A 13,265-nucleotide genomic window follows, 5' to 3' on the forward strand; every position below is an offset into this window, starting at 1 on the left:
GACGCACAGTGGCGGAGAGGGCGAATGGGCCGGCCTGTACGCCGGGTTCTGTCCGGGGGCGTGAGCCCCGTGGACGGTCATCTCTCTCGGCGACACGTTGCCGTGCCGCTCCAGCGGCCTACCCGGGGACTCGGCGGGCCGCGTCGTCATCCCCTGTCTGGCCTTGCTCCGGGCGAGGTTTACCGTGCGGGCCGTGTCACCACGACCCCGGTGGTCTCTTGCACCACCCTTTCACCCTTACCCGGCCGAAGCCGGGCGGTCTGCTCTCTGTGGCACTGTCTCGCGGATCGCTCCGGGTGGGTGTTACCCACCGCCCTGCCCTGTGGAGCCCGGACGTTCCTCGGCGCGTGGCGGCGAACCGCCCGCGACGCGACCGTCCAGCCGACCCATTCGCTTGCCTGATCTTAGGCCAAGCCGAACAAACCCACACGCGGAGGTGCTGTCACGCGACCGCTCGATGGAGTAGAGTCAGCTTCACGATCCTTCTGGGGAGTTGGGTCGATCATGCCTGCTGGGGAGGCAACTGTGAAGCGACCATTCTTTCTCGCGCTTGCTGTCGCGGCCGTCGTCGCACTCGGTGCGCCCGCGGCTGCCTACGCGGAGCCCGACGACTATACGCCGACCAATCCGGCGACACCCACTCTCGCGGGCTCGACTGCGGTCGGCATCTGCGAGAAGGACGCACCGTGGATCGCGTACAACGTGACCCTGATCGATCCCGACGCCCAGGCGACGAGCAACGAAGCCAGGCTCGTCATCACCGACGGCACCAACACGTCGACCATCGTGCTCGGCACTCTCGTCAACGGGAGCCTGTCGGGTCGTGTCCTCTGGCCGGGCGCGTCGGTGAACGCGGCCGGCGAAGCCACAGGATGGCCTGGATGGGCGTTCGAGAACGGACAGTGGGTCGAGGTGCCAGGGAACTTCCGCTGGACGCGCGGAGACATCACCGCCACCATCGAGGTCAACCCGTCGCTCGTGGTGCCGCTGTCGTATCCGCCGGCGACGCCGCAATGTTCGGCGAACCCCCACAATCCCTCGACCGCGTCGCTCCCGGCGACCGGCATGACGGCAGCCGTCGGTCCCATTGCGATCGCCGGCGGTGCGGCGCTCGCGGTCGGCCTCGGCTTCCTCCTGGTCGTTCGACGGCGCTCCGCGCGACGCTGAGGTGACGATGTCCACGGCGATGGGGGCGCCGCGGAAGACTCGCCGCTGGATCCTGATCGGTGTCGTATCGCTCGGGTTGCTGGTGCTCGTCTTCGCCGGCTGGGTCGGGTTCCGCATCTGGTCGGTCAAGGTCGAACTGGACGGTCTCATCCCGGTCGCCCAGCAGGCGCGAGAAGCGATCGAGAGCGGCGATCTGGGTCGTCTTGCCTCGGTGACGGATGATCTGTCGGCCGGAGCGGATCGCGCTGCCGGGGCGACGAGCGATCCGGCGTGGAGAGTGGCGGAGGCCATCCCCGGCATCGGGTCCAACCTCGTCGCGGTCAGGGTGGTGGCGGAGGAACTCGGCGACATCTCGGGCGCGGCCCCGGGTGTCCTCACGGCCGCCGAGACACTCGCGAGGCGGGCCCCGGGGACGCTCGTCGACACGGCCGCGCTGGCGGCAGGAGAAGCGCAGCTCGCCGAGTCGGCTCGGGCTCTCGCCTCCTCGGCGAAAGCACTCCACGCGCTGGACGTCGATTCGCTCGTCTCCCCGGTGGCCAAAGGCGTAACGCAGGTTCGAGACGCTGTCGATGCGCTCGCTCCGGTCGCCGAGACCGCTGCCGGGGCGGCGCGAGTCCTTCCCACGGCTCTCGGGGGTGACGGACCTCGCTCGATCCTCCTCCTTGTGCAGAACCCGGCCGAGTTGCGCACAGGCGGCGGCATCTCGGGCAGTTTCGTCGAGCTGCGGGCGGAGGACGGACGGCTGACGCTCGTCGACCAGGCGGACTCGTCCGAGTTCCCGCGAAGGGAGACGCCGATCGTCGCAGTTGCGCAGCCGACAACCGCTTTGTACGGCGACGGCGTCGGCCGATACGTCCAGAACGCTTCGATGACGCCGGACTTCGCCGTCTCCGGCCAGTTGGCCTCGGCATGGTGGGCGAGTCTGACCGGGCACACACCTGACATGGTCATCGCTGTGGACCCGTATGTCCTGCAGGCGCTGCTGTCGGTGACCGGGCCGGTCGCTCTGCCGTCCGGGCAGGTGCTCGACGCCGGCAACGTGCTCGATGCGCTCCTCGTGCAGCCCTACCTCTCGATGTCATCGGACGATCAGACAGAGCTCTTCTCGGCGGCCGTCGAAGCGGTCTTCGGACGCATCTCGGACGGCACGCTGGACGCGCTGGCCCTCTTGAGCGCCGTCGAGGAGCCCGCCGCAGAAGGTCGGATCTCAGTGTGGAGCGCACATGCCGATGAGCAAGCGGTGTTCGCCGGCTCCCCCATCGGCGGAGCAACGGCCCGGCAGCACGCCGCTGGCGCGGGCGCCTTCGCCGTCTACTTCAACGACGCGACGGGCGGAAAGATGGCGAGCTACCTCGACGTCGCCATCGAGAGCAGCACCGTCGATTGTCGTTCGGACGATCTGGCTGAAGTGGCCGTGACGGTGACCATGGGCAGCCACGCGCCGGTCGACGTCGGGTCGCTCCCCGTGAGCGTCACGGGCGGCGGACTGTTCGGCGTCGGAGCCGGTGACATCGGCACGAACGTCACGGTCGTCGCGCCCGAGGGGTCGTTCGTCGGCGGGGTGGTCGTGAAGGATGAGCCCTACCCCGCTGCGACGGCGATCTCTGAGGGCCGCGCCGCGAGTACCGCCAGAGTCAATCTGTCGCCCGACGAAGTCAACGTGCTCGAGTTCCACTTTCTGATTCCTCGCGGCGACGCCGACGCGCAGGCGATCGTGCACACACCGCTGATGAACCCGCCGCAGGTCCGCGTCGGCGAAGGCTGCGGCGCGGGCGTCAGTCCTTGAGCGCGGTCTCGGCGATGCGCACGTCCAGCCGGAAGTCGAGCGGGAAGCCACCGAAGAGCAGGTGCGCAGCCGTGGCCGCGGCATCCGTCACCGCCTGAGCGGCGGCATCCGCGTGCTCCTCGGGGGTGTGCACGATCACCTCGTCGTGGAGGAAGAAGGCGAGATGCGGCCGTCGCGCGAACGCAGGGCCTGAGCGCGGCGCGGCGCGCTCAGCAGGCACGGCCGGGAGGGCGGCCAGACGCCCGCGGAGGTCGGCGAGCCACGCGAGCGCCCACTCGGCGGCGGTACCCTGCACGACGAAGTTCCGGGTGAAGCGGCCCCGATCGCGGGCCCAGCGCCGGGCGCGGGTCTCGTCGGCTCCGGATGCCTCGGCCTCGGTCGCGCGCGACTGCGCGGCCGACCACTCCGGCGACGGGGCGGGCGACGTGCGGCCGAGCCACGTCGAGACGATGCCGCCGTCCTCGCCGGTGCGCGCGGCATCGTCGACGAGCGCCATCGCCCGCGGGTACGCGCGACGCAGGCGCGGGACCAGCCTGCCGGACTCCCCCGTCGTGGCGCCGTACATCGCGCCGAGGATCGCGATCTTCGCCTCCTGCCGGGTCGCCACCGCGCCGCTGTCGACGATCCCGGCGTAGAGGTCCCGTCCGCGTGCGGCAGCCGCGAGCGCGGTGTCGCCCGACATCGCCGCGAGCACGCGCGGCTCGAGCTGCGCGACGTCGGCGACGACGAGCCGCCAGCCAGGGTCGGCGCGCACGGCCTCGCGCAGCTGGCGCGGCAGTTGCAGCGCTCCCCCGCCCGATGACGCCCAGCGCCCGGTGACGACGCCGCCCGGCACGAAGACGGGGCGGAACCGGCCGTCGGCGACCCACTCGGCCAGCCACGTCCATCCGTTCGCCGACAGCAGCCGCGACAGCTTCTTGTACTCGAGGAGAGGTTCGATGACGGGATGCCGCTGCTCGGCGAGCTCCCATCGGCTCGTGGAATCGACGAGCACGCCGGCGCGGTGCAGCGACCGCAGCAGCTTCGGCTGCGAGTCGAGGCTCGCCGTGGGGTCGCCGAGTGCCGCGCGGACCCGCTCCGCCGAGGCGGCGAGCTTGGCGGGCTGCGCGCCGCCGGGGCGGCGCTCCCCCAGCGTCTCTACGAGGATGCGGTCGTGCGCCTCAGCGTCCCACGGGAGTCCCGCGGCGCGCATCTCGGCGGCCACGAGCGCGCCCGCCGACTCGGCCGCCGTCAGCAGCCGCAGGCGGCCGGGCGCGGCGCAGTCGGCGATCGCGTCCCGCTGCCGCGCGAACTCGGCCAGCGCCGCGTCGGCGTCCGGGGGCGGACCGGAGGGGCGTCCGACAGCGTCCAGCTCGAAGAGGGTCGGCGCGGCCGCTTCGGCGTCGACGTGCGGGGCGGCATCCCATTCCCGCGACCGTCTCACCGCTGCCGTCTCGGAGACCAGTGCCGACTCGCGCAGGATCGCGTGGCACAGGCGGAGGTCATGGCACCGGGCCACGCGGACGCCGTCGGCGAGCAGCGCGGCATACCACTGCGGGGTGTCGTGCCAGACCCACCGGGGCGCCCAGCGGACCTCGGCATCCGAGATCCACGACGTCAGCGGGCCTCTTTCGACTTCGTCACGCCCGAACTCCTCGGCGTTCGCGTCGAGCAGGATGACGGCGGCACCGCGTCCGGTCCGCCCGAGGACGATCCAGCCCGGGGCCTCAGACACGCCCACCGCAGAGAGTGCCTGCCGCCGTCACAGTCCGGATTCGTCGTCGCGCACGAGGATGCAGCCGCACTCGGGGCACATCACGACATCGTCCTCGCCCGCCTGGCGCAGCACGTGCAGGTCGGTGCCCGCGAGCACCATGTGGCATCCCTCGCACGTGCGACGGCGCAGGAACGCGGCACCGGCGCTGCGGACGGCGAGGCGGTCGTACAGGGCGAGCAGGTCGGCCGGGACGCTGCCGGCGACGGCCGCGCGGTCACGCGTGGCGGCATCGAAGGCCGCGGTCGCCTCGGCGACAGCCCGCTTGCCCTCGGCGCTCAGCTCGGCGCCCTCGGCGTTGGTCGCCGCGATGAGGGCCTCCTGCTCGGCGACGGCGGCGTCGGCGATCTCGAGCCGCTCCATGACGGCGAGCTCCGCGTCTTCGAGGTCGCTCTTGCGCCGGGCGAGGGCGGTCAGTTCGCTCTCGAGCCCCTGGGCCTCCTTCGAGTTCGTCGAGGCGGCGAGACGGTCCGAGTCGCGGGCTGCGCGAGCGTCGACGACGGCGACGTCGGACTCGATGCGCGACAGCTCGGTGCGCAGATCGTCACGGGCGCCGAGGCGCGTGCCGAGCTCCTGCGAGAGCTCTTGACGACGGCCCAGCAGCTCCTGAACGCGACCGGCCTGGGGCGGATTCTTGCGGGCGTTGTCGGCCTGGCGGATGCGGGCGTCGAGCTGGGCGACCTCGACGAGGCGGCGCTGGTCTGCGGGGCTGGCGTTCACGTCACCAACCTACCGTCAGGCATCGACGGCGCGAGCGGTGGCGACTAGCATTCGACGACCGGCCCTTCCGAAGACGAAAGGCGCGCACCATGGGCGTTCTCCGCACAAAGTCCGTCGAGCAGTCGATCGCCGACACCGACGAACCGGAATTCCGACTGAAGAAGTCCCTGACGGCCCTCGACCTCACCGTCTTCGGCATCGGCGTCGTGATCGGCGCCGGCATCTTCACCCTCACCGGCCGTGCCGCGCACGAGGTCGCGGGCCCGGCGATAGTGATCAGCTTCGTGGTGGCCGCGATCGCCTGCACGCTCGCGGCGCTCTGCTACGCCGAGTTCGCGTCGACCGTGCCCGTGTCGGGCTCCGCCTACACGTTCTCCTACTCCTCCCTCGGCGAGCTGTTCGCCTGGATCATCGGGTGGGACCTCATCCTCGAGATGTTCCTGGGCGCGAGCGTTGTCGCGCAGGGATGGAGCGCGTATCTCGGCACGCTCTTCGAGCAGCTCGGGATGCCGATCCCGGCCGAGATCGGATACGGCGGCACCGTCGATCTGATGGCGATCCTGCTCGTCCTCGTGCTCGGCGGCCTGATGACGTTCGGCATCAAGGAATCGTTGCGCGTGAACATGGTGCTCGTCGCCGTGAAGCTCTTCATCGTGCTGTTCGTGATCGTCGCCGGCCTCCTGTTCGTGAACCCGGCGAACTGGTCGCCTTTCGTCCCGGCGCCCGCACCGAGGGACACCGCGACGGGATTGAGCCAGCCGCTGCTGCAGTTCTTCTCCGGCATCGAGCCGACGGCGTTCGGCGTCGGAGGTATCTTCGCCGGCGCCGCGCTCGTGTTCTTCGCCTACATCGGGTTCGACGTCGTCGCGACCACGGCCGAGGAGACGCGGAACCCGCAGCGCGACCTGCCGATCGGCATCATCGCGTCGCTGGTGATCTGCACGCTGCTGTACTGCGCCGTCGCGCTCGTGGTGACGGGGATGGTGCCCTATCAGGACCTCGACCCGGCGGCCGCCCTCGCCAACGCGTTCGCATTCCACGGCGCGACCTGGATGGCGACGCTGATCTCGGCAGGAGCCGTGGCCGGTCTCACCACGGTCGTGCTCACGCTGCTGATCGGGGCGACGCGCATCATCTTCGCGATGTCGCGCGACGCGCTCCTGCCTGTTCGGCTCGCGAAGGTGCACCCGCGGTTCCGCACTCCGTGGGTCATCTCGATCCTCGTCACGATCATCGTCGCCGTCGTCGCAGGCTTCACCCCGATCGGGCTGCTCGAAGAGATGGTCAACATTGGCACACTCTCGGCGTTCGTGCTCGTGTCGATCGGCGTCATCGTGCTGCGGCGCAAGCGCCCGGACCTTCACCGCAGCTTCCGCGTGCCGCTGAACCCGTGGCTGCCGGGGCTGTCCGCCGCGATCTGCGTCTATCTGATGCTCAACCTCACCGTGGAGACGTGGCTGCGATTCCTGGTGTGGCTCGTCATCGGCTTCGTCATCTACTTCGCGTACTCCCACCGGCACTCCAGGATCGGCCAGCCCGGCTACGAGGAGTTCGCGCTGCCGCACGTCGTCTCGCACCATCACGACGACGGCGATCGGGGCGGAGACGCCGATCCGCGAGCGGATCGGCCCTGAAGAACTTCGGTGGGCCCTGCCGGGATCGAACCGACGACATCCACGGTGTAAACGTGGCGCTCTACCAGCTGAGCTAAAGGCCCTCGCGGCCAGTCTACGAGGTGCGTCCGGACGGTCTCGAACTCGCTAGGCTGGCAGTTGGTGCGTTTGTGCAGGGCAGACAACGCCCGCGCCGCTCCGGTAGCGATTACCTGGCACGATCTGCCAGACGACGAAAGGTCTTCTGTGACTGTCAACGATCAGGATCCGTACTCGCAGGAACCCCTCGACAGCGATCCCGATGAGACCTCCGAGTGGCAGGAGTCCCTCCAGCAGCTCGTGCAGGCGAAGGGCCACGGACGTGGCCGCGAGATCATGCTGAGCCTGCTGCAGACCTCCCACGAGCTGCAGCTCAACGTTCCGCAGGTTCCCACGACGGACTACATCAACACGATCGCCCCCGAGAACGAGCCCGAGTTCCCGGGCGACGAGGAGCTCGAGCGCCGGTACCGCCGGTGGATCCGCTGGAACGCCGCGGTCACGGTGCACCGCGCCCAGCGTCCCGGCATCGGCGTGGGCGGCCACATCTCGACGTACGCGTCGTCCGCGTCGCTGTACGAGGTCGGCTTCAACCACTTCTTCCGTGGTCTCGACGACCCGACCGGCGGCGACCAGATCTTCATCCAGGGTCACGCCTCCCCCGGCATCTACGCCCGCTCCTTCCTCGAGGGCCGCCTGAGCTCCGAGCAGCTCGACGGCTTCCGCCAGGAGAAGTCGAAGGCACCCCACGCGCTTCCGTCCTACCCGCACCCGCGCCTCATGCCGGAGTACTGGCAGTTCCCGACGGTGTCGATGGGTCTCGGACCGATCAACGCCATCTACCAGGCGATGTCGAACAAGTACCTCACCAACCGCGGCATCAAGGACCTGTCGAACTCGCACGTCTGGGCATTCCTCGGCGACGGCGAGATGGACGAGGTCGAGAGCCGCGGTCAGCTGCAGGTCGCGGCGAACGAGGGTCTGGACAACCTCACGTTCGTCGTCAACTGCAACCTCCAGCGCCTCGACGGCCCGGTGCGCGGCAACGGCAAGATCATCCAGGAGCTCGAGAGCTTCTTCCGCGGGGCGGGCTGGAACGTCATCAAGGTGGTCTGGGGCAGCGGGTGGGACGAGCTTCTCGCCAAGGACACCGACGGCGCCCTCGTGCACCTCATGAACACCACGCCGGACGGCGATTTCCAGACGTACCGCGCGGAGGACGGCGCGTTCATCCGCGAGCACTTCTTCGGGCGCGACGAGCGCACGGCGGCTCTCGTGAAGGACTGGTCGGACGACGACATCTGGGGCAAGCTCCGCCGCGGCGGCCTCGACTACCGCAAGGTCTACGGCGCGTACAAGGCCGCCACCGAGCACAAGGGCCAGCCCACCGTGATCCTCGCCAAGACGATCAAGGGCTACGGCCTCGGGCATCACTTCGAGGGCCGCAACGCGACCCACCAGATGAAGAAGATGACCCTGCAGGACCTCAAGTACTTCCGCGACTCGATGCGGATCCCGGTCTCGGACGCGCAGCTCGAGGAGAACCCGTACCTGCCGCCGTACTACAACCCCGGCTCGAACGACGAGACGATCCAGTACATGCTGGAGCGTCGTCGCGCGCTGGGCGGCTTCCTCCCGGAGCGCCGCTCGCACCACGTCGGGCTGCAGCTGCCGGGCGACGACGCGTACGCGCTGCCGAAGAAGGGCTCGGGCACGCAGGAGATCGCCACGACGATGGCGTTCGTGCGTCTGCTCAAGGACCTCCTCCGCGCGAAGGACTTCGGCCACCGCATCGTGCCGATCATCCCCGACGAGGCCCGCACCTTCGGCATGGACGCGTTCTTCCCCTCGGCGAAGATCTACAACCCGCACGGCCAGAACTACACGTCGGTCGACCGTGAGCTGCTCCTGGCCTACAAGGAGAGCCCGCAGGGCCAGATCGTCCACGTCGGCATCAACGAGGCGGGCGCGGTCGCCGCGTTCACCGCGGCGGGCACCTCGTACGCCACGCACGGCGAGCCGCTCATCCCGGTGTACGTCTTCTATTCGATGTTCGGGTTCCAGCGCACCGGCGACGCGCAGTGGGCGGCGGGCGATCAGATGGCGCGCGGCTTCATCATCGGTGCCACCGCCGGACGCACGACGCTGACCGGTGAGGGCCTCCAGCACGCCGACGGCCACTCGCTGCTGCTCGCCTCGACCAACCCGGCGACCGTGTCGTACGACCCGGCCTATGGGTACGAGATCGCGCACATCGTCCGCTCGGGCATCGAGCGCATGTACGGCGGCAACCACCCCGACCCCAACGTCATGTACTACCTCACGGTGTACAACGAGCCGCTGGTGCAGCCGGCCGAGCCCGAGGGTGTGGACGTCGACGGCATCGTGCGCGGCATCCACCGCGTCTCGACCGCCGAGGGCGAGGGCCCGAAGGCTCAGCTCCTCGCCTCGGGCGTGGGAGTGCCGTGGGCGCTCGAGGCGCAGCAGCTGCTGCGCGACGACTGGGGCGTGCAGGCCGACGTCTGGTCGGTCACCTCGTGGAGCGAGCTGCGACGCGACGGACTCGCCGCCGACGAGCACAACTTCCTCCACCCGGAGGAGGAGCCGCACACCGCCTACCTGACCGAGAAGCTGAAGGACGCCGCCGGCCCCGTGGTCGCGGTCAGCGACTTCATGCACGCGGTCCAGGACCAGATCCGTCCGTGGGTCCCGAACCGCTTCGCGACGCTCGGTGCCGACGGCTTCGGCTTCTCCGACACGCGCGCCGCGGCCCGTCGCTTCTTCAAGATCGACGGCCCTTCGGTCGCGGTCCGTACGCTCCAGGCTCTGGCCGAAGAGGGTGCCGTCGACCGCAGCCTCGCCGCGCAGGCCATCCAGAAGTACCGCCTGCACGACGTGACCGCCGGCACGAGCGGGAACGCGGGCGGCGAGAGCTGACCCGCAGATGGGCAAGTCCACCGAGGTGATGGACAAGGTCGAGACGCTCGCCTGGCTGCGACGCATCTCCGGCGACCTCGCGACCGTCACCATCAAGCGCCTCGAGGAGACGCTGCCCTGGTATGCCGAGATGCCACCGGCCCGACGGTCCGCCGTCGGGCTGGTGGCCCAGGCCGGCATCACGTCGTTCATCCAGTGGTACGAGGACCCCGCCTCGACGCCGTGGATCGCGTCCGACATCTTCGCGGCGGCACCCCGTGAGCTGCTGCGGAGCGTCAGCCTGCAGCAGACGCTCCAGCTCATCCGCGTCACCGTCGAGGTGACCGAGGAGCGGGTCGCGGGCAAGGGGGAGCACCTGCGCGAGGCGATCCTGCTCTACTCTCGCGAGGTGGCGTTCGCGGCGGCCGACGTGTACGCGCGCGCCGCCGAGGCCCGCGGCCTCTGGGATGCGCGCCTCGAGGCGCTCGTCGTCGACTCGATCCTCACCGGCGAGGCCGATGAGGAGCTGCCGAGCCGCATCGCCGCCCTGGGCTGGCACGGCCACGGCGAGGTCGCGGTGCTCGTCGGCACGACTCCCCCGCAGTTCGACGTCGATCAGCTCCGTCGTACGGCGCGCAAGCTCGGTGTCGACGTCCTGATCGGCGTGCAGGGCTCGCGCCTCGTACTGGTCGTCGGGCGCTCCGAAGCGTCGACCGGCGCGGACGATGCCGTGTCCGACCTTCCCTTCGCCGAGATCGCGCGCCGCCTCGAGCCCGGCTTCGGCGCCGGATACCTCGTGCTCGGCCCGACCGTGCCGGCGCTCGTCGACGCGAGCCAGAGCGCGCGTGCCGCCCTCGCCGGATTCGCCGTCGCGCGCGCGTGGCGCCATGCGCCCCGCCCCGTCGAAGCTGACGACCTCCTCCCCGAGCGCGCGCTCGCCGGGGATCCGCTGGCCAAGCTCACGCTCGTCGAGCGCATCTACCGCCCGCTCCAGTCCCACAGTGCCGACCTCGTGTCGACGCTATGGGCCTACCTCGACAACGGCCGTTCGCTCGAGGCCACCGCACGCGAGCTGTTCGTACACCCCAACACGGTGCGTTACCGCCTCAAGCGGGTGTCCGAGGTCATCGGGTGGGACGCCACCGGTCCCCGCGAGGCGCTGATCCTGCAGACGGCGCTGATCCTCGGGTCGATCGGGACGGATGCCTCGCGCCGCCGCCCGCCGGCCCGGCGCAACCCGGCCTGATCGCCCTGTCAGTGTGGATCACACACAAAGCAGCGCGCGATTCTTGTGACGGTGTCGCCAGAACGACCTTTCTGATCCTTGACAGGATGGAACGGTGAGAATCGCGGTCTTCCCCGGGCAGGGCTCCCAGTCCCCCGGCTTCCTGACTCCCTGGCTCGAATCGGACGGCGCGGCGGATCGCCTCGCGCAGTACTCCGAGTGGTCGGGGGTCGACCTCGTCGCCGCCGGCACCGAGTGGGACGCCGACCAGATCCGCGACACCCAGGTGGCGCAGCCGCTCATCGTCGCGGCCAGCCTGCTGTCGTGGAACGCGCTGCCCGACCGTGAGCGCATCGGCGGCGTCGCCGGGCACTCCGTCGGCGAGGTCGCCGCCGCTGCGGCGGCGGGCGTCCTCAGCGAGCAGTCCGCACTCACCCTCGTCGGGATCCGGGGCCGCGCGATGGCGGAGGCCGCGGCGACCGCCGAGACCGGCATGAGCGCCGTGATCGGCGGGGACGAGGCATCCGTCCTCGCCCGTCTCGAAGAGCTCGGCCTCTCCCCCGCGAACTACAACGGCGGCGGCCAGCTCGTCGTGGCCGGCGCGCTCGACGCCCTGCAGGCCCTCGCGGCCGAGCCGGTCGCCGGGACCCGCGTGATCCCGCTGCAGGTCGCGGGCGCCTTCCACACCGACTACATGGCGCCGGCGGTCGAGGCTCTGCGTGAGGCCGCGGCCGACCACGACGTGTCCGATCCGGGGATCACGCTGTGGACCAACCGCGACGGCTCCGCTGTGGCGTCTGGCCGTGCGTTCGTCGACCTCCTCGTCGACCAGGTCGCCTCGCCGGTGCGCTGGGACCTGTGCATGGCGTCTTTCGCAGACGCCGGGGTATCGGGCATCGTGGAGCTGTCCCCCGCGGGCACGCTCGTCGGGCTCGCGAAGCGCGCCCTCCGCGGAGTTCCCGCCGTCGCCGTCAAGACGCCCGCTGACCTGGAGGCCGCCGCCGCACTGGTGGCCGCCGACGCCTGACCGGAGTACCCCCGCATGACCCGCAGCCTCATCCAGCCCACCGGTGCCGCCCACACGCGCATCTACTCGTACGGCGCCGCCCGAGGCGAGATCGCCGTGCCGAACGACGACCTCATCGGCCCGATCGACTCGAGCGACGAGTGGATCCGCCAGCGCACCGGCATCGTCACGCGCACTCGTGCGGTGGCCGAGACGGACGCGATCGACCTTGCGACGGATGCCGCCCGCGAGGCGATCGAGCGGTCCGGCGTCGACGCGTCGCAGGTCGACGCCGTCATCGTCGCGACCATCAGCAACCCGAAGCAGAGCCCCTCCGTCTCGGCGATCGTGGCGGACCGCGTGGGTGCCAACCCCGCGGCTGCATATGACGTGAACGCCGCATGCGCAGGCTTCGCTTACGGCGTCGCCCAGGCAGACGCCCTCATCCGCGCCGGCGCGGCGCACTACGCCCTCGTCATCGGCACGGAGAAGCTCAGCGACATCGTCGACCCGGCCGACCGCAGCATCTCGTTCCTGCTCGGCGACGGCGCGGGCGCAGCGGTCGTCGGGCCCAGCGACACGCCCGGCATCGGACCCACGGTGTGGGGCTCCGACGGCTCGAAGGCCGACGCGGTGGGCATGAATCACACGCTCACCGAGTTCCGCGACGGCGTCGCGCCATGGCCGACCCTCCGCCAGGAAGGCCCCACGGTCTTCCGCTGGGCGGTCTGGGAGATGGTGAAGGTCGCACGCCAGGCGCTCGAGGCCGCCGGGGTCGAGGCATCCGATCTCGCCGCCTTCGTGCCCCATCAGGCCAACATGCGCATCATCGACGAGTTCGCCAAGCAGCTGGGCCTTCCCGACACGGTGCTGGTCGGCCGCGACATCGAGACCACCGGCAACACCTCGGCGGCCTCCATCCCGCTGGCCACGCACCGACTGCTCGAGGAGCACCCGGAACTCAGCGGCGGCCTCGCGCTCCAGATCGGCTTCGGCGCCGGGCTGGTTTTCGGCGCGCAGGTGGTCGTCCTTCCCTGACG

Annotated in this window: 9 protein-coding genes, 1 tRNA gene and 1 other RNA gene; 7 read left to right on the plus strand and 4 right to left on the minus strand. The window is 70.4% G+C overall.

The genetic code is table 11. The annotated features are described in order from the left end of the window. Positions 1-21 precede the first annotated feature (21 nt). Positions 22-389: RNase P RNA component class A (gene rnpB, locus RS82_RS20880), an RNA gene on the minus strand. 136 nt (positions 390-525) lie between these two features. Here rnpB and RS82_RS19650 point away from each other — a divergent pair. Together RS82_RS19650 and RS82_RS19655 are read left to right on the plus strand one after the other, a co-directional pair. After that, positions 526-1,167, plus strand: coding sequence for an LPXTG cell wall anchor domain-containing protein (locus RS82_RS19650; RefSeq protein WP_245619670.1), 642 nt, complete (start codon positions 526-528; stop codon positions 1,165-1,167). Between the two features lie 7 nt (positions 1,168-1,174). Further along, positions 1,175-2,953, plus strand: a complete 1,779-nt coding sequence (locus tag RS82_RS19655) for a DUF4012 domain-containing protein (protein WP_045302920.1) — start codon at positions 1,175-1,177, stop codon at positions 2,951-2,953. On the opposite strand, the gene RS82_RS19660 is transcribed toward RS82_RS19655, so the two are convergent. Both RS82_RS19660 and RS82_RS19665 read right to left on the minus strand, forming a co-directional pair. After that, a complete protein-coding gene (locus tag RS82_RS19660; protein WP_157005688.1) occupies positions 2,943-4,673 on the minus strand; it encodes a bifunctional 3'-5' exonuclease/DNA polymerase in 1,731 nt (576 codons plus the stop codon). The genes RS82_RS19655 and RS82_RS19660 overlap by 11 nt on opposite strands. A 21-nt stretch (positions 4,674-4,694) precedes the next feature. After that, positions 4,695-5,426, minus strand: a complete 732-nt coding sequence (locus RS82_RS19665; RefSeq protein WP_045302635.1) for a zinc ribbon domain-containing protein — start codon at positions 5,424-5,426, stop codon at positions 4,695-4,697. 89 nt (positions 5,427-5,515) lie between these two features. On the opposite strand from RS82_RS19665, the gene RS82_RS19670 reads away from it, so the two are divergent. Then, positions 5,516-7,060, plus strand: a complete 1,545-nt coding sequence (locus RS82_RS19670) for an amino acid permease (RefSeq protein ID WP_045302637.1) — start codon at positions 5,516-5,518, stop codon at positions 7,058-7,060. A 10-nt stretch (positions 7,061-7,070) separates the two neighbouring features. Here the strand turns inward: RS82_RS19670 and RS82_RS19675 are convergent. Next, positions 7,071-7,143 (minus strand) — tRNA-Val (locus RS82_RS19675). Positions 7,144-7,285: 142 nt separating this feature from the next. On the opposite strand from RS82_RS19675, the gene aceE reads away from it, so the two are divergent. From aceE to RS82_RS19695, 4 genes are all read left to right on the plus strand, one after another. Continuing rightward, entirely contained in the window at positions 7,286-10,015 is a 2,730-nt protein-coding gene (gene aceE / locus RS82_RS19680) for a pyruvate dehydrogenase (acetyl-transferring), homodimeric type (RefSeq protein WP_045302638.1), read from the plus strand. 7 nt (positions 10,016-10,022) lie between these two features. Beyond that, positions 10,023-11,240 (plus strand): PucR family transcriptional regulator, encoded by a 1,218-nt coding sequence (locus RS82_RS19685; protein WP_045302639.1) that lies wholly within the window; start codon positions 10,023-10,025, stop codon positions 11,238-11,240. 94 nt (positions 11,241-11,334) lie between these two features. Next, positions 11,335-12,246: an ACP S-malonyltransferase gene (locus RS82_RS19690; RefSeq protein ID WP_045302640.1), complete on the plus strand. Its 912-nt coding sequence runs from the start codon at positions 11,335-11,337 to the stop codon at positions 12,244-12,246. A 15-nt stretch (positions 12,247-12,261) separates the two neighbouring features. Continuing rightward, positions 12,262-13,263 carry a beta-ketoacyl-ACP synthase III gene (locus tag RS82_RS19695; RefSeq protein ID WP_045302641.1) on the plus strand — a complete coding sequence of 334 codons (1,002 nt, stop codon included), beginning with the start codon at positions 12,262-12,264 and terminating at the stop codon, positions 13,261-13,263. Positions 13,264-13,265: the final 2 nt, after the last annotated feature.

It is taken from the genome of Microbacterium trichothecenolyticum (assembly GCF_000956465.1).
Classification (GTDB): domain Bacteria; phylum Actinomycetota; class Actinomycetes; order Actinomycetales; family Microbacteriaceae; genus Microbacterium; species Microbacterium trichothecenolyticum.